Source organism: Wolbachia endosymbiont (group A) of Bombylius major (assembly GCF_947251895.1).
GTDB classification, from domain to species: Bacteria; Pseudomonadota; Alphaproteobacteria; order Rickettsiales; family Anaplasmataceae; genus Wolbachia; species Wolbachia pipientis.
The window spans coordinates 536,146-556,738 of the sequence record NZ_OX366395.1 but is presented as its reverse complement, the minus strand read 5'-3'; the positions used below and the strand labels follow the sequence as shown (position 1 = coordinate 556,738).

Here is a 20,593-nt window from a genome sequence, read left to right as displayed (position 1 = left end):
TGCAACTCCATTTAATTATGATTAGATACAAATTTACACTTCATAGGAAGCTTAGCAGTTGCCTTTTCAAGCGCCAATCTTGCTAAATGCATGGGAACATCACTGCTAATTTCAAACAACATTCTACCGGGCTTAGCTTTAAATACCCAAAACTCAACACTACCTTTCCCTTTACCCATACGCACATCCGCCGGCTTTTTACTAACAGGGGTATCAGGAAAAATTCTTATCCACACTTTACCAGAGCGTTTTAATGTTCTAGATATTACACGCCTTACAGTTTCAATATGCTTAGATTGAATCCTACCTGCTTCCATAGCCTTTAGACCATAATCTCCAAAAGATAATGTGCTACCACCTTTCGTGTTACCCTTAATTCGTCCTTTAAATACTTTTTTATATTTACTTTTTTTAGGAACAAACATTTCAATATACCTAATTAGTTACCAATATAAACCCAGACCTTAACTCCTATGATGCCATATATAGTTTTTGCTTCAGCAAAAGCATAATCTATATTAGCACGTAAAGTATGCAAAGGCAAACGGCCTTCTTTATACCACTCAGTACGAGCTATCTCAGCTCCGCCAAGGCGCCCAGAACAACTTACTTTAATACCTCTAGCACCCATCCTCAAACAACTTTGAATAGCTTTTTTCATCGCTCTTCTAAATGAACCCCTTTTTTCTAACTGCTGTGCAATGCTGTTTGATATTAAAACTGCATCTATTTCAGACCTTTTAACCCCTACTACATTCACTTCCACATTATTTTTTACTTTTTCAGCTATCTTTTGCTTTATCTTCTCAATATCCGAGCCTTTCTTACCTATTATCACTCCAGGTCTAGAAGAATGTATTATTACAGATACCAAATCGATCGTACGCTCTATAATTACTTTAGAAACACCAGCATGCTTAAAAGATTCATTTATATAACTGCGAATAGATAAATCTTGATGCAACCCTTGTTTATAACCCTTCTCAGCATACCAAATAGATGACCAAGTATTAATTATTTTTAACCTAAATCCTTTAGGATTAACGTTTCCCATATTTTTGCACTTTCCTTATTAATTTTCTATTTTTATGAATCATATAATTTCCCCCAATTTTACAGTTATATTACTATAACGTTTACTAACTCTATTAGCTCTACCCATAGCTTTTGGACATACCCTACGCAAAGTAAGAGACTTACCTATTAAAATTTCTTTTATATATAAATTATCGATATCCAATCCATAATTTTGAGCATTAGCAATCGCAGAATTTAATACCTTCCTTATAAGACCTGCAGCTTTCTTTTCACAAAATCTTAATTGCACAGTGGCAAAAGAAACTTTTTTATTACGTACTAAACCAGCAACCAAATTCAATTTACGAGGAGTTGATTTTAAAACCCTAGAACCAGCTTTAACTATTACATCTCTGTTTTTCATATCAATTACCTTCTTGTCGCCTTTTTATCACCACTATGCCCAGTAAATTTACGAGTGGGTGAAAACTCACCAAACTTATGACCTATCATATTCTGATCATTAACATTCACAGGAATGTAATCCTTACCATTATAAACAGCAAATTTTAAACCTAAACAATTAGGAAGAATTACAGAAGCCCTGGAATGAACTTTTATAGCCATGTTAACAAACCCCTTGTTTAAAGCATTATTCACCGACTTTAATATAGAAGGATGACAAAAAGGAGGCTTCCATGCAGATCTACTCATAAACTAACCTTTCAACTGTTTTATATACTTATCACTAGATTTATTTCTCTTCCGAGTTTTCTTTCCTTTTGTTGCAACACCCCAAGGAGTAACAGGATGACGACCACCAGAGGTTTTTCCTTCCCCGCCCCCATGAGGATGGTCAACCGGATTCATTGCAACTCCACGTACAGTAGGTCTAATCCCAAGCCACCTACTTCTCCCAGCTTTACCCAACTTTCTATTCTTATGGTCAGGGTTAGATACTACACCAATAGTAGCCTTGCAAGAAGATAAAATCAACCTAATTTGACCAGACCTGAGTCGTAATAAAACATATTGGCCATCACGACCAACGATTTGTGCATAACAACCAGCAGCTCTAGCAATCGCAGCACCATTACCTGGCTTCAGCTCAACATTATGAACGAAAGAACCAACAGGTATATGCTTGAGTAGCAAACAATTCCCTGGCAAAATATCAGCATCATTCCCAGCTGTAACAACATCACCTGGCTTCATACCTTGAGGAGCTAATATATAAGACTTAATATCATCTTCCTTATATGATATTAACGCCAAAAACCCACTTCTATTTGGGTCATACTCTATTTTTTCAACTATACCTTGACCACTTCTATTACGCTTAAAATCTATCACTCTATACTTCTTTTTGTGACCACCACCCCTATGACGAGTTGTAATTCTACCATGATTATTTCTTCCACCACTGGACTTTTTACCGGATGTAAGAGACTTTTCTGGCTCATCTTTTGATAAACCAACTTTACTTACTAACACAGTCCCACGAGAAGACGGAGTAACAGGATTAAAAAATTTCATACCCATATTAAACGCTCATTATATCTAATTTTTGACCATCCATCAAAGAAAAATAAACTTTCTTTCTCTGTTTTTCACAACCAATCACACCCCTGAAACGCCTATATTTAGGCTTAATTCTCACAACATTTATAGAAGAAACTTTAACATCAAATAGAGACTCTATTGCCAACTTTATTTGACGCTTATTTACATTTACAAAAACATACAAAGAATATTTATTAAACTTCTCCCTCAAAAAAGAGGCCTTTTCTGTAATTATAGGAGATTTTATTATATTATTATATTTGATCATAACAATCTACCTTCAAGATGCTTTAAAGTATCCTTTGTCAACATCACGCATTCGTGATTCAATATATCAAAAACATTTAACCCAATAGGTTTGATTAAGTCTACATAGTGCAAGTTTTTAGCCGCACGCAACAAATCATCTCCATAATCACCAACTATCAAAAAGGAAGAAAATTTAAAATTTTTAATACATTTACACATTTCAGACGTTTTCTTCACATCAATATTTAAATTATCCAGAATAATTACTTGATTATTTAAATACTTTAGAGATAAAGCAATTTTTAAACCAAATTTGCGTACCTTCTTATTAAGAGAATAAGTATGACTCCTCACAACAGGGCCGAAAATAATCCCACCACCTCTAAATTGAGGAGATCGCAAGCTCCCTTGTCTTGCCCTACCGGTACGTTTTTGACCATAAGGTTTAGCTGTTGTACCAGAGACATCACTGATACCTTTTGTTTTATGAGTACCAGCTCTTCTCTTCGCTAATTGCCATCTCACTATATCATGCAAAATACTCAATTTTTGCTTAGCAGAAAATATCAAAGGATTGAGCTGAGCAGTACCTACATTATCATTAGATAGATTAACTAAATTACATTCCATAACTAACTTACCAAATTACTAGCATCATCATTTACATCTAACAGCAGACCTACCGGAAAAGGAACATCTTTATGTAAAGATTTTTTAACTGCATCTCTTACAAAAACATAGGAATTTTTAAACCCAGGAACATTATTACCCTTCACAGCAATTATACTATTTTCATGATCAATGGATAATATCTTCATATTTTGTGCAGTTATCCTGCTGTTACCTAAATGACCAGCCATTTTCTTTCCTTTGAATACTCTACCAGGATCCTGACATTGGCCAGTGGAACCTTGTGATCTGTGAGCAATAGAAACACCATGAGATGCCCTAAGCCCACTGAAATTATGCCGCTTCATCACACCAGCAAATCCTTTACCTATAGAATAACCCGTAATATCAAGATATTGACCAACCACAAAATGATTGATTCCCACTTTTTTACCACATTCTATTCCCGACAGGTCATTTAATCTACTTTCGTATAACTTACATTTATTATTTACACCCTTTTTCTTTAAATATTCCAACTGAGGTTTTGCTATATTTTTAAAATCTCCTGTGCCTAAAATGACTGAATTATAGCCACATTTATCTTGTCCTTTTATATCAACAATATGAGTTTCGCTGAGATGCAATAAAGTTACAGCCATGCGACTATTGTCAGAGTATATAGCAGTATGACCAATATTCGTCATTAATAAACCAATTCTCCTCAGTGAATTTATTCTCTTCATTTCCTTCTCCTAAACCTTAACTTCCTTAACTTTTAAATCCACTTCTACGCCAGCAGAAAAAGATAAACCTGTAAGCATCTGCATCATAGTAGGAGTAAGATCATGTAAAACAATCAAACGCCTAGAAGTTCTCATTTCAAACTGTTCACGAGATTTTTTATCAACGTGAGGAGATCTATTAACAATAAATTTAGAATCTTTTCTTGGCAACGCAATCGGACCAGATAATTTTGCACTGGACCGCTTTAATTCATCAACAAATTTTCGAACACACTCCTCCAATAAAGAACAATCGAAAGCCTTAATGTTAATATATATATCTTGCTTCATCTTAGTTACTACACTCACTCCAAAATTTCAGAAACAACACCAGAACCAACAGTTCTACCGCCTTCTCTTATCGCAAAACGCAATCCCTTATCCATTGCTATCGGTACTTGCAATTCTACTTCTACACTCACATTATCTCCTGGCATTACCATCTCCTTCCCATCTAGTAATTTTATGCTCCCAGTTACATCCGTTGTCCTTAAATAAAACTGTGGCTGGTAATTCGCAAAAAATGGTGTATGCCTTCCTCCTTCCTCTTTCTTTAATATATAAACCTCCGCCTTAAACTTTCTATGCGGCGTTATCGTCCCCGGTTTTGCTAATACTTGCCCTCTCTCCACTTCTTCTCTTTTTGTTCCTCTTAACAATATTCCTACATTGAGTCCTGCACTTCCCTTATCCAGCAACTTCTTAAACATCTCAACACCTGTGCATATCGTCTTTTGCGTCGCTTTCAGACCTATTATCTCTATCTCTTCTCCCGTCTTTATCTCTCCCTTCTCTATTCTTCCTGTTACCACTGTTCCTCGCCCCGATATCGAAAATACATCTTCGATTGGCAATAAAAATGGTAAATCCACAGGCCTTGGTGGAACCGCCACATATTCATCTAACTTTTCCATCAATTTATCTATTGATTTCTTTCCATATTCGCTGCTGTCATCCTCCAGCGCCTTGAGTGCTGAACCAACCACCACAGGCACTTCATCCCCTGGAAATCCGTATTTACTCAGTAATTCCCTCACTTCCATTTCTACTAAATCTATCATATCAGCATCAGCAACATCAGCTTTATTTATATACACCACGATATATCCAACACCTACCTGCTTCGCCAGCAATATATGCTCTCTCGTTTGTGGCATTGGCCCATCAACCCCTGACACTACCAATATCGCCGCATCCATCTGTGCTGCACCTACTATCATGTTCTTTACATAGTCAGCGTGTCCAGGACAATCAACGTGTGCATAATGCCTTTTTTCCGTCTGATACTCAACATGCGCTGTTGCTATCGTTATCCCCCTCTTCCTTTCTTCTGGCGCTTTATCTATCTGATCGTACGCTACAAAATTTCCATAATGCTTCGTTATCGCCGCTGTTAACGTCGTCTTCCCATGATCCACATGTCCTATTGTTCCCACATTTACATGCGGCTTTCCAAATGCTTCCACTATTGCTGTCATAATTTAAACTTTTCTACCTAAAATACAAATACATCAATAAATAATATGTTGATTTTATAAAAATACAACAAAAAAAAGAGCGGATAGTGGGAATCGAACCCACGTCACTAGCTTGGAAGGCTAGAGCTCTACCATTGAGCTATACCCGCACAATGGAGGAGGTAGGATTCGAACCTACGTACGCTCACGCGGACAGATTTACAGTCTGTTACCTTTAACCACTCGGTCACTCCTCCACAAAAATTTGTTAAGAGAACGCTATTTTAGTACCTTAACTCAAGCTTTTATTGTATTTAAATACTAAACACCTAAAATTAAAAAATCAAGCAATAAAACCTACCTTGATTAAAATCATGCAGATTTCATTTTATACAACACAATATTGCCAATAAAACGTCTAAACAAATAATGCGAATCATGCGTACCTGGCGCTTCTTCTGGATGGTATTGTACAGAAAAGACTGAGTAATCCTTCATCATTATTCCCTCTACACTATTATCAAATAGAGAAATGTGAGTAATTTCAACATTACTTGGAAGAGAAGCTGAATCAACAACAAAACCATGATTTTGGCTAGTGATCTCAACTTTTCCACTACTTACATCATAAACTGGATGGTTACTCCCTCGGTGACCAATATCCATTTTAATGGTCTTTGCCCCCAAAGTAATCGCAAGTAGTTGATGGCCCATGCATATGCCAAAAATTGGTATTTTAGATTTTATAATAATGTCTATTTCTGAAACTACACTTTCTCCTATTTCTTGCGGATCACCAGGACCATTTGAAAGCACTATACCATCTGGATTCATACTCAACACTTTTTGAGCAAAACCTGTGCTTGGTCTGATTAATTCAACTGTACAACCAAGTTCTATTAAGCGTGAAACTATACTGATTTTTACGCCAAAATCAACGATTACAACCCTATATTTTGCATTAAGGTCTCTTTTAAAATTACTATGCAAGCTAACTTTATTGGTTATTTCTATCCCATTTACAGATTTGTATTCCTTCAATTTGTCTAACGCATGCGCCTTACTCGATGAGCATATCATTCCATTTTGAGATCCATGTTTTCTCAAATGTCTCGTTAAAGCTCTAGTATCAATTCCTGATATCCCAATCACGTTATTTTTCTCTAACCAATCATTTAAACTGATATATGAAGAAGGGTGGGACATAGAAGAAAGTTCACGCATAACCACACCACTTGCAAAAATTTTCTCTCCTTCATTATCCTTATGGTTTATTCCAACGTTACCAATATGAGGAAAAGTGAACGTTATAATTTGATCGGCAAAAGAAGGATCAGTTATAGTATGCTGATAACCGGTCATACCAGTGGTAAAACAGACCTCACCTATGCACTTACCTTTTTTACCTACTGATTTTCCCCAAAAGCATTTACCATCTTGTAAAATTAAAACTGCGTCCTGCACTTCATTATCTATTTAATTGATTCAAAACAGTATACAAGAATTTCAAATAATACGTAACTCTTTCTAAAACTCCAAATTTAACCACGAAGCAGCAAAAAATAACATGAAAAACTTTTAATACAATCTTTCATATAAAATATATAGTTGACTACCTTCATATTTCGTATTAGATATAGGTAAATCATAAGTAAAGTGGAGGGTAATAATGAACACTGGTACAAATCAATCAAAAAAAATAAATGAGAAGTGGTTAGCTGGAGGAATTGGCGCGCTATTATTTGTAATGATGCTACCGTCGATTCTTCTTTTAGCAAAAATAGCTATAGGGCTAATTATGGTTTCAGTTGCAGCAATAGCGATAAAAGTTGCCTTAAAAACAATATCGAATGCTTTAGAGGATAAACAGGCAGATCAAAGCCAAGCGACGCAACAAACAACACAAAGTAAAATTATAAACCTGGCTATTGGATTAACATCTATATTCGTAGGAGGATTATCACTATTCATTATAGCACAAACTGGCTTAATTGCAGCATGTGCAGCTATAACTGCTTTAGCTCTACACGAATATGTTAAAAATCAAGAAATAGGAAAAGAGATAAATGATAAATTCGATAAGGTAGCTGACGATACAATCAATTTTATTGTTAGCAGTGTTGAAAAACTTATTCCAACAAAGCCGCCAGGCATAACAGCCTAAACTGTCTCCGTTCAGGGCATAAGTGTTACAAGTAGCATTATATAAAGCGATTAATGGCATCCTCCTGATAATAGAATAATTGTATCTGTTCAGGGGCATCGCAAATATTGAAGCAAAAGTGGTCAGTGCTTACTATACGAATATTGTGATTTGAATCCACTAGGGAGGATGTCATCCCAGTGCCCAGACACTGGGATCCAGGAATTTTGATTAGAGATTAAATTGGTGAGTATAAAAGTAGCTAATCCTACGTTAAAATACAACGTTTTTAATGGGATTGCGTAAAAGGGCTGGATTCCAGTGTCAAGCACTGGAATGACACCTTTGTGTTTGAGGAAAACCTGCTATAACATTTCTTCGCAAACAAATGTTCGTACAGTTATGTATCAGCTACTTTCATGACACCATTTGTTGTAAACTCACATTTTCCCTAAATTATCTTTATTTGCCGCTTTCCCGTACGGATGCTCTATAGTTATTCCCTCACCAATAGCCGAGCCAGGTGCACCGGAACCAGGTACAACGATATTCTCGTGCGATTGCGTACTCTTCTTTTCCTCACATGGTGTTTGCTTAATGAAATGTGCTGCTAAAACTTCATGTAAAGCTTTACCTTTTATAAGCACAGCCTCGTTTTGCTTAGCTAATTCTAAAATTTCCTTTGGTTCAACATCTTTACCGTCAATAGTTGATTTTTTAATACTAACTTGACCTAAATTTATATTTAGAACAACAGCACAATTAAGGTCTTTTCCAGATTCATCTTTTGCACCCCAACTAATTTCGATGTCACATATTGCAAATTCTGTAAAGGAGTAGTTCCTCTGTTGTTTCTCATTCTTCTCAATTGTTACTATTCTTTTATCATTACTGTATATTTTTACTCTTTGTATCTCATTTTTAATTGTTTCCACCCTTTTAGTTTTTTTGCTAAAAAGACGACTAGTTTCTAAACTCTGTCCAGGTTTAGTAATGTTGATACTAAGATTATCATAATGATTAACAAGATGTCCTGCCTTTTTGTCTGGCCAATAACATCCATCAAAGAAACCAATTAGATCATCTTTGTTTAGAAATTCTTTTGCATCATTCATTCCTTCGTCAATTCGAAGAAGATATCTACCCAACCTCTTTTTAAAATTTTCTTTTAACTCCTCCTGATCTTTAGAAGTAAGCTTCTTATCCAATATATCCATTATTTCTCTTTGCTTATTCAATATTACATAGTTAAAAAGGGCACTCTCCCCCTTCTTTTCATAATCGTCTGCTATTTTGTCAAAACACTTATTATCCTTAAACTCCAATTTCTCAAAATCTGAGAGCACACTTTGTACCTGAGTCTCATCGAATTGAAGATTTGCTTGAGGAGATAGAAGAGTCAACTTTTCTTCACTTTCCTTGGTACTCGAATTTTTGTACAAACCATTAAATAGATTTACAATAAACATTTCACACCTCTATTGTTATAAGTAAACTTAATTATACCTTAATGCTAAATGTTGTAAAGCTAAAATTAGAAACTAAAAAAGCTAACATAAGTTCTGCATTGTTTGCAGCTTTATCAGCTTGTTAGGTAGAATTATTAAAGAACTAGTTGAACATATGTTATCAACTCCATCCACAAGTTCTCCGCTTGTTACTCCAGTTGCAATGAACACTGATTCACCTTTTGCCATATCTTTTACGGTGTAGATTTTTTCTGGATCGTGAATGTTCAAATCTTTTGCTCTTTCTTTTAACTGATCCGTGTCAAATACTAATCTTCCTTCCATCTGCCCACCTATTGAGCTTAGCGCTGCAGCCGCAAGCACCCCTTCTGGTGCTCCTCCTATACCGATATACATATCGTGATTGCCATTTACTAGTGAAACTACGGCCGCAACATCACCATCATCTATTAGTTTAATTTTTGCTCCTAATTTCCTGATTTTCTCTATTAATTTACCATGCCTTTCACGTTTAAGTGCAGTTACCACGAGATCATTCACTTTGCATTTTTTTGCCTTGGCTAAATTGTCTAGATTCTTCTCAATGCTATTTTTTAGTGAGACTACACCCTCTGGAAGATTTTTTCCTACTGCTATCTTTTCCATATAAACATCAGGTGCGTGTAAAAAGTTACCTTTTTTTGTTGCAGCAAGAACAGACATTGCCCCCTGTTTGTAGTGAGCGCAAATTGTAGTACCCTCAAGTGGGTCAACAGCAATGTCGATTTCAGGACCATTTCCAGTGCCAACCCTCTCGCCAATATATAGCATCGGCGCTTCATCTCTCTCACCTTCACCAATTACGATAGTACCATTTATTTCCATAGAATTTAACACTGTTCGCATTGCATCAACTGCAACCTGATCAGCCTTTTTTTCATCGCCGAAGCCTGCTAGTTTATATGCAGCAAGCGCCGCAGCTTCGGTCACTTTAACTAATTTATAGGCTAAATCTTCCATCATTTGCTTTAAGAACTATATTCAATATATATCATGCTGCTTGAAACTACAATATGCCTTGACTCATTGCGAGAGAGTTGCTATAATAAATTAGATAGTAACAGTGGTAAAATTTGACATGACTTATGAAGAGATAAAGGAATTTGTAACTAACAATCCTAATATAACTGCTGAGGAGTTTGGTGAGAAGCTAAAACAAAATGGGACAACAGATACAAATATTTGTGATTTATTTATGGGTATCATCCGTTCAGGGAAGGGTGATACTTTAAACGATCGTGATACATTTCTAAAAACTGTTGAATTGCTCGTGAAGTCAAACATTAAAATTGATATTGGAGATACTGCTTCTAAGACTGTATTGGATCACGCTGTGATAGGTGGACAACCTGACGTTATAAAGATATTTTTGGATAGCAGTAAATTTGATCAAGAAAGAAAATCGAATGCTTTGTCTACCGCCATTAATGGAGGTAAAGTTCAAGAGTTTGAGGTATTTTTAGATTACGTAGATCATGCAAGCATACAAGGGCATTTAAATGCAGCTCCTTGCAATGAGAACACTAGCATTATGAAGGCATTCTTGGATAACAAGAGATTTACTGGGCAAGAAAAAGCTCATGCTTTAAGTGATGCAGTTATGGATGGTAATGTACTAAAAGTTAAACTACTCTTAGATCATATGACAAGTATACCAGAAGATAGTATAAGGTGCCTCTTAGAAATAAAGAAAGAGAGTAAATTATCACTTGAGAAAGAGCTTAAAATAGATTCTGAATTTAAAGGAAATCCCAATAATCCTGACCATCGTAAATACTTCTCAAACCTTGCAATAATTAAATTGCTTGAATCAGCAATAAACGGTGATAATCGCAATCACGACAATGAAATACCTGTAGTAACAGAGGAAATAAATAATGGTCAAGCTGCCATGCCAAGCAATGAAAGAGAAACTAAATATAAAGAAAGCAAAAATGATTTCTACACCTCATTAACAAAAGATGCTGTTGGAGTTGTTATTACAGGATTATTCATTGCTGCTGCTGTGATGATTCCATTTGTGGCTGGTGCTATAGTTTGTGGTATTATAGCTGCTTTGGTTGCAATATATACCGGGTTGCATATAAAAAATTCTACATTACCAAGCTATAGAGAAATGGAAGAAAATAAAGTTGAACACGTAAATTCACAAGTTGTAAAAATATAGGATGTCATGCCAGTGCATGACACATAACTGTACGAACATTTGCTTTTGTTGAGGTAATTCGCACAACAGATGGTGTCATGCCAGTGCGTGACACTGGCATCCAGAAATTTTATTGTAGAAGCACACTGAACTGGTGAGCGTAAAAGTAGCTGTCTTATACTCAAACAAATGTCTTTGCGAGATTGCATGGAAAACTGGATCCCAGTGTCTGGGCACTGGGATGACATCCTCCCTTATGAAGATTGCTCTCAAATCACGATGTTCGTACAGTTGTGTGTCACGCATGGGAATGACAAAAAAAGGAGCACTTGAATGATAGAGCTCCACAAGGCGATCCAATGTTTTTCACTTACCCAACAAACTTAGATTTTATGCTAAACTGTGCTGCCACTAACTTTGCAATCGGTACTCTATAGGGTGAGCATGAAACATAATCTACCCCTGATTCGATGAGAAACTCTATAGATCTTGGATCTGCACCATGTTCTCCACATATACCCAGTTTTATTTCTTTTCGGGTTTTTTTGCCTCTTTCAATGGCTATCTTGATTAACTCCCCTACCCCTTCAATGTCCAGCACTTCAAATGGGTCGTTTTCAAATATGTTGCTTTCCTTATAAGAATCGAGGAAATTAACTGAATCATCCCTTGAAAGTCCCATGGTTGTTTGTGTTAAATCATTAGTGCCAAAACTAAAAAACTCTGCATGTTTTGCTAACTTATCAGCAATCAGTGCTGCTCGTGGTAGTTCTATCATCGTTCCAATTGAATAAGCCTTGTCTGATGTCATTCCAGCGCGTGACGCTGGAATCTGCGTCTGGATCCCAGCTGAGATGACAGAGGATTCTTTCTTTATTAACTCGCATATCAGAATAAATTCTTTCTCGTTCATTATAAAAGGGATCATGATTTCAGGTTCCACTTCTATCTTCTTTTCTTTCCTTAATTCACTTGCAGCATTAAGTATTGCCCTAATCTGCATGCTATATATTTCAGGATGAGAAATGGCAAGTCTACAACCTCGATGGCCAAGCATTGGGTTCTTTTCTGATAACTGTGCTATTTTATTTTTTACTGACTCAGCTGACTTACTAAGTGATTTGGCAATTTTTTCTATAGTAGACTGATTATTGGGTAAAAATTCATGCAAAGGAGGATCAAGCAAACGTATAGTGACTTCCCTGCCCTCCATAATAGAAAATATTTCTTTGAAATCAGACTTTTGCATTTCTTCCAGTTTAATGAGCGCATTTGCCCTTTCATTTTCATCGTCAGCTATTATCAACTTTTGAATGAATTCGATTCTATCACTAGCGAAAAACATATGTTCTGTGCGACATAAGCCTATACCTTCTGCACCGAATTCTTTTGCAATTTTTGCATCTTTTGGAGTATCAGCGTTCGCTCTCACTTTGATCGTTTTGATTTCATCTATCCAGTTAATTACTGTTTTGAATTCTTGCGATAATTCAGGTGAAATTGTAGGGAGAATGCCAAGCATAACCTCCCCTGTTCCTCCGTTGATGGTAATTGGTTCACCTTTATTTACTTTTGTATCCCCCACAGAAAAGAAAGTTCCATCTTTATCGATATAAAGTCCACTCACACTGCAAATGCATGGCTTACCCATTCCACGGGTTACAACAGCAGCATGCGAGGTCATCCCTCCCCGTGCTGTTACTATGCCACTTGCAGCATTCATTCCATTAATATCTTCAGGACTCGTTTCTGACCTTACTAAAATCACTTTTTTACCCCGCTCTGCAGCTTTTTCAGCATCACTTGCACTAAACACTACATATCCAGAAGCAACCCCTGGAGAAGCCGGCAGCCCCTTCCCTATTGCTTCTTGGTCACTCTTAACGTCAAGAACTGGATGCAATAAATTGTCAAAGGTTTTTGGATCAATTCTCAATATTCCTTCTTCTTTTGTAATCGTTCCTTCGTTTACCATATCAACTATTATGCGAATAGCAGCTTCAGCCGTGCGCTTGCCAGACCTAGTCTGCAAAATCCATAACTTACCGTCCTGCACAGTAAATTCGATATCCTGCATGTCTTTATAATGCCTTTCAAGTTTTTCACATACCACGCATAATTCTCGGTAGACACTTGGCAGCAACTTCTCCATGGTGTTTTTTTGCTCTCCGTCAATTGGCATAGGAGTATAAACACCAGAAACCACATCCTCACCCTGAGCATTAACCAAAAACTCACCAAAAAGCTTTTTTTCCCCAGTTGAAGGATTTCGTGTAAATATCACACCAGTTGCAGAATTATCATTTAAATTACCAAAAACCATTGCTTGCACGTTGACTGCTGTTCCAAGGTTTTCAGGAATATTATGTATTTTTCTATAGGAAACAGCTCTGTCATTTTTCCAAGAGGCAAATACCGCATTAACTGAGTTTAACAATTGCTCTTCAACGTTCTGCGGGAAATGTTTCTCAGTTTTTTCATATACTATCTTTTTAAAATCGTTAACAATTCTCTTTAAAACATCAACATCAAGATCAGCTAAGCTTTTTGCTCCACTCTTTTGCTGCTTATTATCAACAACATCTTGAAATAGGTGATGATCAAGCTGTAGTACAACATTGGAGTACATCATGATGAAACGGCAGTAGCTATCGTAAGCAAAACGTTCGCCACTTTTTTTTGCAAGCCCAACAACGGTTTCATCATTTAGGCCAACATTTAAAATAGTATCAAGCATACCCGGCATTGAACTAACACTACCAGAACGTATTGAAACTAATAAGGGGTTATTTAAATCTCCGAATTTACAACCGATATCATTTTCAAGCATCGTCATGTAGTTTTTGATTCCACTACATATGTCATTCCAGTGCGTGACCACATTTTTTTCTGGATCCGAGTAGTCAGCTACTTGGATGACAGAAAATCTATTGTCTTGATAATAGACTTTGCAAGCAGAGGTGGAAATTGTGAAACCAGGTGGAACAGGAACACCAATGTTGCACATTTCTGCTAAATTTGCCCCCTTCCCTCCCAGCAGATTTTTCATTTCTGCATTACCTTCACACTTGTTCTGGCTGAAGTAATGTATTAATTTTTCTCCCATCATTTTCTCCTGATTTTCACTGATAAACACATTGTACATATAGTTCCAATAAACCTGTGAGAACTTGAAACCTTAGGATAATAAATTTTACAAAATTTGGCAACAACGTTCCTTACAACAACATCAGTAAAGTTAACAAAAAAGACGACAAATTATTGAATTATTATCAATAAGAATATATAATATAAAGATACATTTAAAAATTTTTTTATGGCTCTTTCTAAATTTCTCGACCCCAAGAATGATGTTGCGTTCCGGCGTATTTTTGGTACTGAAAAAAATAAAGACATCCTCATTCACTTTCTCAATGATATTTTGGGGTTCACTGGCAAAGATGAAATAAAAGAAATAGAATTCCTCAGCACTATTCAAGATGCTGAAATTGCCTCTAAAAAACAAAGTATTGTTGATGTACTCTGCAGGGATGAAAATGGGGTGCAAGTAATAGTCGAAATGCAAGTTGCCAAAACTAAAGGCTTTGAAAAACGCGCTCAATATTACGCTGCTAAAGCTTATTCAAGGCAAGCTGATAAAGGTGATCAATATCAGGATCTTAAAGAAATCATTTTTATAGCTATTGCTGATTGTATTCTCTTTCCTAATAAATCTGAGTATAAGTCAGATCATGTAATGTTAGACAAAAATAGCTATGAACATGATTTAAAAGATTTTTATTTTACATTTATTGAGTTACCAAAATTTCCTAAAACTAAAGAAGACCAATTGGAGAGTATAGTTGAAAAATGGATCTACTTCTTTAGTGCGACCTGGAAGGTCATGGTTTTGTGGTGGTTAAATTCCATCTTCCCAGACATCAGGGATAATGTATATCTCACATTTCAAAGAGTGGCAACCTCTGGAATGCAAGCATGAGATAAAAGCAGGTAACACTAAATCTCGTGGTGAATCCCTGCAAACAGAGTTAGATATGATTACGAGAGGAACCTATGTTTGAATTGTCGTCAAAGCATAATATGCGAAAAGAGATTGAATTACGCATAGACCAAAATGGTACGAAGCAAAAAGGGAACTAAAGATTGAAGACTTTAGTTATTGATGTTCCAAGCTTCCGGCAAATAGTAGGAATCTAAGTTTAACGTGAAACGAAGCCATGGAACAGAGTAACCACATAGAAGCTCTTATATTCATTAAAATATAAGTAAGTAGCCAACCACAAGCTGCTATGTGGAAGGATTGTTTAAGAAGCTAATGCCCAAAGTAATATCTGGGATATGCAGACGTAAACACTTTAATTTGGAAGGTAAAGTGGTGAATAGTAGTGAATATGTTATGGACCAGCAAAAAGTTAGGTATGAATGGAATGGAATTCCTTGGCGCAAGCTAAAGAAATCTTCATTTAAGCTACAAAAACGAATTTACCAAGCTTCTAAATGTAATGATATCAAAAAGATGCATAATCTTCAGAGATTATCACTCAAATCAACAAGTGCAAAAACACTCGCTGTTAGGAAAGTAACACAGGACAATAGGGGGAAGAAGACTGCAGGTATTGATGGAAAAGCTAACCTTAATCAAAAAGAAAGATTACAACTATCATATTCTTTAGATATAAAAGAAAAAGCAAAGCCATCAAGACGTGTCTGGATTCCAAAATCTGGTAAGCCATCGGAGCATCGCCCGCTTGGTATACCCACTATATCGTGTCGAGCAAAACAAATACTTGTAAAAATGGCTTTAGAACCAGAATGGGAAGCAAAACTTGAGCCAAACACTTATGGTTTTAGACCTGGTAGATCATGTCATGATGCAATTGAAGCCATATTTGATGTGCTCAAACAGAAAACAGCATATGTATTAGATGCTGATATTTCTGGATGCTTTGACAATATTAACCATAATAAATTGCTTGAAAACCACACCAACATTAAAGAAAATCATAAGAGGATGGTTAGGAGCTGGTGTTATGGAAGATGGAAAGCTTCAATCCACAAAACGTGGTACAATTCAAGGAGGGACGATCTCACCGTTGCTAGCTTGTGTTGCATTACACGGATTAGAGCAACATGTCAAAAAAGCATTAACAAACGAACTCTTTCAATGCATGAAAAGAAAATATGGTAGGATATCGCATAGAAACGCGCAAAAGTCTATTAGTGTAATTTTCTACTGTGATGATTTTGTCATCATACATGAAAACGAAGAGATTATTCTTAAAGCAAAAATTTTAGTTGAAGAATGGTTAGAAACCATTGGATTAAAATTAAAGCCCTCTAAAACAAGAGTTTCTCATACATTAAGAACCATTGACGAAACAAAACCAGGATTTGATTTTCTTGGTTTTTCAATAAGACAATATCCAATAAAAGAAAGTAAGAAAGGTTACAAGTTATTAATCAAACCAAGTCGTAATTCTATAAAACAACATACACTAGCTATTAAACATAAGCTCAGAGAAATGCGTGGAGCACCACAAGAGCGGGTGATAAAGGATCTCAATCCAATAAACAGAGGATGGAGTCAATATTACTCCTCGGTAGTTTCATGTAAAATCTTTAGCTCATTGGATAATATTATGCATAGAAAACTCTGGAAGTGGGCAGTTTTTAGGCACCCAAACAAAGGGAGATGCTGGATAAAAAGAAAGTACTTTAAGAAGTATAATAACGAAAACTGGCGCTTTATGACAAGTAACAAGGTACGTCTTACTATACACAGCGATCATGTTATTAAACGACATATCAAAGTGCAAAAAACCAGATCCCCATATGATGGTGATTGGGTATATTGGGGTAAACGTCTGAGAAAAATACCAGATAAGCCACTAGGAGTAATAAAATTATTGAGGTTGCAACAAAGTAAATGCGATAATTGTAGACTATGGTTTAAAAGTGATGATACAATAGAAATACATCACAAAGACCGGAATAGACAAAACAATATGATCACAAACTTATCTTTGTTACATGGACATTGTCACGATGAATTACACAGGAGGTGTGCATGAAAAGCACCAAATTAGAGAGAAGCCGTATGAGGCGCAAAGTCTCACGTACGGTTTTGCAGTCGAGTGAGGAGGGGCGACCTTCTTCACTTAGACAACAATATGCAGATGAAACTACAGATGAAGACCTAAGGAATATAGCAGAAAAATCACCAATAGTAAAGCTAGCATATGATGAGTTAGACAAGTTTTGCTGGAATGAGAAAGATTTAGTAGCATATGAAGAAAGAATAATGGATCTACGTAAGGAAGAAGCCATTCTTGAATACAAACTTGAGGAAGGTATAGAGAAAGGAAAAATCGAAGTTGCAAAAAATTTACTTAAAGCTGGTGTATCTGTTAATTTAATAGCTGAATCCACTGGCCTTTCTCAAGCTGAAATTGTACAGCTTAAGCAAGAAGTGGCCTAAGTATCACGGTTTTCAGGGCTTTTTTAGCTCGGCAGTGGTCTGAAAAGTCCATTTTTCACTTTATAAAATGTTTATATTTTACCACCTACTTTATTTGAATAAGTTCTTCTGCCACACTCTGAACGGATACTTGAATCAGGCTCAAGTTGACAAGTAGATGTTATCTTGTTATAATAAGTAAGTAAGTATTTATTAATTTAATCTTAACTTAAGGGGGTATTTATGGTAGCAGAAGATAGTGCTTTAAAAAGGTATGCGTTAGCCTATATAAAGAAATTAGGTAATAATAATAATATTGAAGGGTTTCTACAGTATTGTAATAATACACCGAATTTAACTTGGAGCAAGGAGAATTTTAACGATGTGTATAAAAGATTTAATGAGAATCAAAATTCAAGTTATGAACGCAGTAATAGAGAAAACAGAAGCCAGCGAAACAACGCAGGGAATAACGCACAACCTACAAGCTCTCAGACTACACATATACATGTACACAATAATAGAGGTTTAGACTTTTGGGATTATTTACTACTTAGCAACCTGTTTGGTGGTCATACTACGGTTAATAATATAACGAATATTAACAATGGTAATACCACTCATCAAGAGAAAAAAGAGAATAAAAAAGAATCAGAAGATAGTAGGAAGTTATTAGCTTTAGGTATAGCAGTTGCAGTTGTGTGTGTTGCTTTCCATGCTGGTATGTGTTTTTGGTATAACAGCAGCAGAAAAACGGCTAGAAAAGAAGAAAAAATAGATTACCTGGATAATAAACTTAAGATGCTTAGGAATATAGAATTTGCGGTTGGCGCTGTTTCTTTGGCAGCTTTGGTAGCTTGTGCTGTTTACCCAGTCTTACCAGTGTGGGGTTTAGCTATCCTTGGCGTTAATTCTCTCGTATGTTTTGCTGGTGGTTTAGCTTTTCATATGAAGCATGAGGAAGAATCAGAAAATATCGAGAAAGCTAAAGGAGCGGTAGATAGCTGTCTTAGACAAGGGCATGGTTATGGAGATTCTTCTCGTTATGATGCACCACCTCCTTACTTTTCTCAAGATCCTAATACTACTCCAACTGCTCCTCCTTGTAGTGAATTTGATAATCCTAATGCGAAACGGCAGTTTGAGAATTGTGAGGGGTTCACGTATGATAGAAATGAATAGTTTTATTTTTAGCCAAATTAATTGAATCAAGCCACAAAATCTGCTAAAGTTAACTTTATGAAAGCACCCTTAGCTCAGTTGGATTAGAGCATTTGACTACGGATCAAAAGGTCGGGCGTTCAAGTCGCTCAGGGTGCACCACATTTTATAGGAAGCAGAAGTCACACTTGAAATTAATATATGCAATACCTATCTTTAAAGGTTAAGCACTAAACTATTATATATGAGCAAAAAAGACTACTATGAGCTACTGGAAGTAGGCAGAAATGCCAGTATTGATGAGATAAAAAAAGCGTATAAAAAATTAGCGTTAAAATATCATCCTGATAGAAATCCTGGCAATCAAGAAGCAGAGGAAAAATTTAAAGAAGTAACAGCTGCATATGAAGTTCTGTCTGACTCTGAGAAAAGGGCAGGCTATGACCGTTATGGCCACGAAGGTGCTTCTGGTGGATTTCAAGGCTTTAGCTCTGCAGGAGATTTTAGCGACATATTCAATGACTTCTTTGGTGGAGGATTCGGTGGTGGTGCAAGTAGATCGAGAGCAAAAAAAAGTACAACAGGAGTATCTGGAGCAGACCTACGTTATGATCTTGAAATTACCTTAGAAGATGCATTTAAAGGAATACAAGCGCCTATACATTATGTGACAAATGTAAAATGTGATACATGCCAAGGCACAGGTGGCGAAGGAGCAATTAAACCAGTTCAGTGCCACACATGCCAGGGAAGCGGTAGGATTAGAACTCAACAAGGCTTTTTTACCATCGAAAGAACATGTACTACATGCTATGGGGAAGGAGAAATAATACAAAATAAATGTAAGAAATGTGGTGGAAGTGGACGTAGAAGAGATGAAGTAAATATATCCGTTTCAATTCCAAAAGGCATAGAAGAAGGAGCTAAGGTAAGGATAAGTGGTAAAGGAGAAGCTGGAACAAAAGGTGGAAAAAGTGGAGATTTATACGTATACGTGAAAATAATTTTCCATAAAATCTTTACTAGAAATAAAGCAGATTTACACTGTAAAGTGCCTATAAGAATGACACTAGCAGTGCTTGGTGGTGAAATCGATATTCAATCAATTGATGGAGCTAAAATAAAAGTAAAGGTCCCTGAAGGCACTCAAACTGGTACCAAACTACGTTGTAGGGAAAAGGGTATGCCATATATGAACTCACATGTTCGTGGTAATTTATACGTACAGGTAATAGTTGAGACTTTAAATCCAAAAAATTTAACTAAAAAGCAAATTGAACTATTAAAAGCGCTTGAAGAAGAGGAAAATGCAAGTGTACAACAGCAATCTGAAGGGTTTTTTAGTAAAGTAAAAAAAAAATAAGAAATCTGCTAAATGACATAAAGGGGTAACTGTTTACGGGTTTTCATTTAATCCTGCAATTCTTTGACCTTATTAATGGAAAACTTAACAATAGTGTTATTATTAGCCAACAGAAACTTCTTAGTTCCTTAAAAC

The 20,593-nt window shown here is 36.1% G+C and carries 20 protein-coding genes, 3 tRNA genes and 2 pseudogenes; 9 read left to right on the top strand and 16 right to left on the bottom strand.

Features of this window, described 5'->3' with window-relative positions:
- Positions 1-11: 11 nt before the first annotated feature.
- From rplP to carA, 13 genes are all read right to left on the bottom strand, one after another.
- Positions 12-425 (bottom strand): 50S ribosomal protein L16, encoded by a 414-nt coding sequence (gene rplP / locus OPR49_RS02555; RefSeq protein ID WP_265027361.1) that lies wholly within the window; start codon positions 423-425, stop codon positions 12-14.
- A gap of 14 nt (positions 426-439) precedes the next feature.
- Entirely contained in the window at positions 440-1,054 is a 615-nt protein-coding gene (gene rpsC / locus OPR49_RS02550) for a 30S ribosomal protein S3 (RefSeq protein ID WP_264329534.1), read from the bottom strand.
- 39 nt (positions 1,055-1,093) lie between these two features.
- Positions 1,094-1,441, bottom strand: a complete 348-nt coding sequence (rplV, locus tag OPR49_RS02545) for a 50S ribosomal protein L22 (protein WP_007549821.1) — start codon at positions 1,439-1,441, stop codon at positions 1,094-1,096.
- Between the two features lie 5 nt (positions 1,442-1,446).
- Positions 1,447-1,731, bottom strand: coding sequence for a 30S ribosomal protein S19 (gene rpsS, locus OPR49_RS02540; protein ID WP_006279181.1), 285 nt, complete (start codon positions 1,729-1,731; stop codon positions 1,447-1,449).
- A 3-nt stretch (positions 1,732-1,734) separates the two neighbouring features.
- On the bottom strand, positions 1,735-2,559 hold the full coding sequence (rplB, locus tag OPR49_RS02535) for a 50S ribosomal protein L2 (RefSeq protein ID WP_012673181.1): 825 nt from the start codon (positions 2,557-2,559) through the stop codon (positions 1,735-1,737).
- A 1-nt stretch (position 2,560) separates the two neighbouring features.
- Positions 2,561-2,848, bottom strand: coding sequence for a 50S ribosomal protein L23 (locus OPR49_RS02530; protein ID WP_265027360.1), 288 nt, complete (start codon positions 2,846-2,848; stop codon positions 2,561-2,563).
- Complete coding sequence (gene rplD / locus OPR49_RS02525) at positions 2,845-3,459, bottom strand: 50S ribosomal protein L4 (RefSeq protein WP_012673183.1); 615 nt, start codon at positions 3,457-3,459, stop codon at positions 2,845-2,847. The genes OPR49_RS02530 and rplD overlap by 4 nt, the downstream gene beginning before the upstream one ends.
- A gap of 2 nt (positions 3,460-3,461) precedes the next feature.
- On the bottom strand, positions 3,462-4,184 hold the full coding sequence (gene rplC, locus OPR49_RS02520) for a 50S ribosomal protein L3 (RefSeq protein WP_265027359.1): 723 nt from the start codon (positions 4,182-4,184) through the stop codon (positions 3,462-3,464).
- A 9-nt stretch (positions 4,185-4,193) separates the two neighbouring features.
- A complete protein-coding gene (gene rpsJ, locus OPR49_RS02515) occupies positions 4,194-4,514 on the bottom strand; it encodes a 30S ribosomal protein S10 (RefSeq protein WP_012673184.1) in 321 nt (106 codons plus the stop codon).
- Between the two features lie 14 nt (positions 4,515-4,528).
- Entirely contained in the window at positions 4,529-5,701 is a 1,173-nt protein-coding gene (gene tuf / locus OPR49_RS02510) for an elongation factor Tu (protein ID WP_010962759.1), read from the bottom strand.
- A gap of 78 nt (positions 5,702-5,779) precedes the next feature.
- Positions 5,780-5,850, bottom strand: a tRNA-Gly gene (locus OPR49_RS02505).
- A 4-nt stretch (positions 5,851-5,854) separates the two neighbouring features.
- A tRNA-Tyr gene (locus tag OPR49_RS02500) sits at positions 5,855-5,937 on the bottom strand.
- Positions 5,938-6,052: 115 nt separating this feature from the next.
- Positions 6,053-7,144 carry a glutamine-hydrolyzing carbamoyl-phosphate synthase small subunit gene (carA, locus tag OPR49_RS02495; RefSeq protein WP_265027358.1) on the bottom strand — a complete coding sequence of 364 codons (1,092 nt, stop codon included), beginning with the start codon at positions 7,142-7,144 and terminating at the stop codon, positions 6,053-6,055.
- A 205-nt stretch (positions 7,145-7,349) separates the two neighbouring features.
- On the opposite strand from carA, the gene OPR49_RS02490 reads away from it, so the two are divergent.
- Positions 7,350-7,844, top strand: a complete 495-nt coding sequence (locus tag OPR49_RS02490; RefSeq protein ID WP_010962761.1) for a hypothetical protein — start codon at positions 7,350-7,352, stop codon at positions 7,842-7,844.
- A 419-nt stretch (positions 7,845-8,263) separates the two neighbouring features.
- On the opposite strand, the gene OPR49_RS02485 is transcribed toward OPR49_RS02490, so the two are convergent.
- A complete protein-coding gene (locus OPR49_RS02485; RefSeq protein WP_265027357.1) occupies positions 8,264-9,292 on the bottom strand; it encodes a hypothetical protein in 1,029 nt (342 codons plus the stop codon).
- Positions 9,293-9,373: 81 nt separating this feature from the next.
- Positions 9,374-10,291 (bottom strand): class II fructose-bisphosphatase, encoded by a 918-nt coding sequence (gene glpX, locus OPR49_RS02480; RefSeq protein ID WP_265027502.1) that lies wholly within the window; start codon positions 10,289-10,291, stop codon positions 9,374-9,376.
- 118 nt (positions 10,292-10,409) lie between these two features.
- Here glpX and OPR49_RS02475 point away from each other — a divergent pair, with 118 nt between their 5' ends.
- On the top strand, positions 10,410-11,498 hold the full coding sequence (locus OPR49_RS02475; RefSeq protein ID WP_265027356.1) for an ankyrin repeat domain-containing protein: 1,089 nt from the start codon (positions 10,410-10,412) through the stop codon (positions 11,496-11,498).
- A 349-nt stretch (positions 11,499-11,847) separates the two neighbouring features.
- Here the strand turns inward: OPR49_RS02475 and ppdK are convergent, their stop codons facing one another.
- Complete coding sequence (ppdK, locus tag OPR49_RS02470; RefSeq protein WP_265027501.1) at positions 11,848-14,583, bottom strand: pyruvate, phosphate dikinase; 2,736 nt, start codon at positions 14,581-14,583, stop codon at positions 11,848-11,850.
- A 210-nt stretch (positions 14,584-14,793) separates the two neighbouring features.
- Between ppdK and OPR49_RS02465 the strand changes: the two are divergent.
- The 7 genes and pseudogenes from OPR49_RS02465 to dnaJ all read left to right on the top strand — a co-directional run.
- Positions 14,794-15,342: pseudogene (locus OPR49_RS02465) on the top strand (Rpn family recombination-promoting nuclease/putative transposase); the annotation flags it as partial.
- A 450-nt stretch (positions 15,343-15,792) separates the two neighbouring features.
- Positions 15,793-16,665 carry a reverse transcriptase N-terminal domain-containing protein gene (locus OPR49_RS02460; RefSeq protein ID WP_406833425.1) on the top strand — a complete coding sequence of 291 codons (873 nt, stop codon included), beginning with the start codon at positions 15,793-15,795 and terminating at the stop codon, positions 16,663-16,665.
- Entirely contained in the window at positions 16,571-17,548 is a 978-nt protein-coding gene (locus OPR49_RS02455) for a group II intron maturase-specific domain-containing protein (RefSeq protein WP_406833430.1), read from the top strand. The genes OPR49_RS02460 and OPR49_RS02455 overlap by 95 nt, the downstream gene beginning before the upstream one ends.
- A gap of 95 nt (positions 17,549-17,643) precedes the next feature.
- Positions 17,644-17,955: pseudogene (locus tag OPR49_RS02450) on the top strand (nuclease/transposase family protein); the annotation flags it as partial.
- A gap of 222 nt (positions 17,956-18,177) precedes the next feature.
- Positions 18,178-19,116 (top strand): hypothetical protein, encoded by a 939-nt coding sequence (locus tag OPR49_RS02445; protein WP_265027354.1) that lies wholly within the window; start codon positions 18,178-18,180, stop codon positions 19,114-19,116.
- Between the two features lie 63 nt (positions 19,117-19,179).
- A tRNA-Arg gene (locus OPR49_RS02440) sits at positions 19,180-19,257 on the top strand.
- 82 nt (positions 19,258-19,339) lie between these two features.
- Complete coding sequence (dnaJ, locus tag OPR49_RS02435) at positions 19,340-20,458, top strand: molecular chaperone DnaJ (RefSeq protein ID WP_265027353.1); 1,119 nt, start codon at positions 19,340-19,342, stop codon at positions 20,456-20,458.
- Positions 20,459-20,593 lie beyond the last annotated feature (135 nt).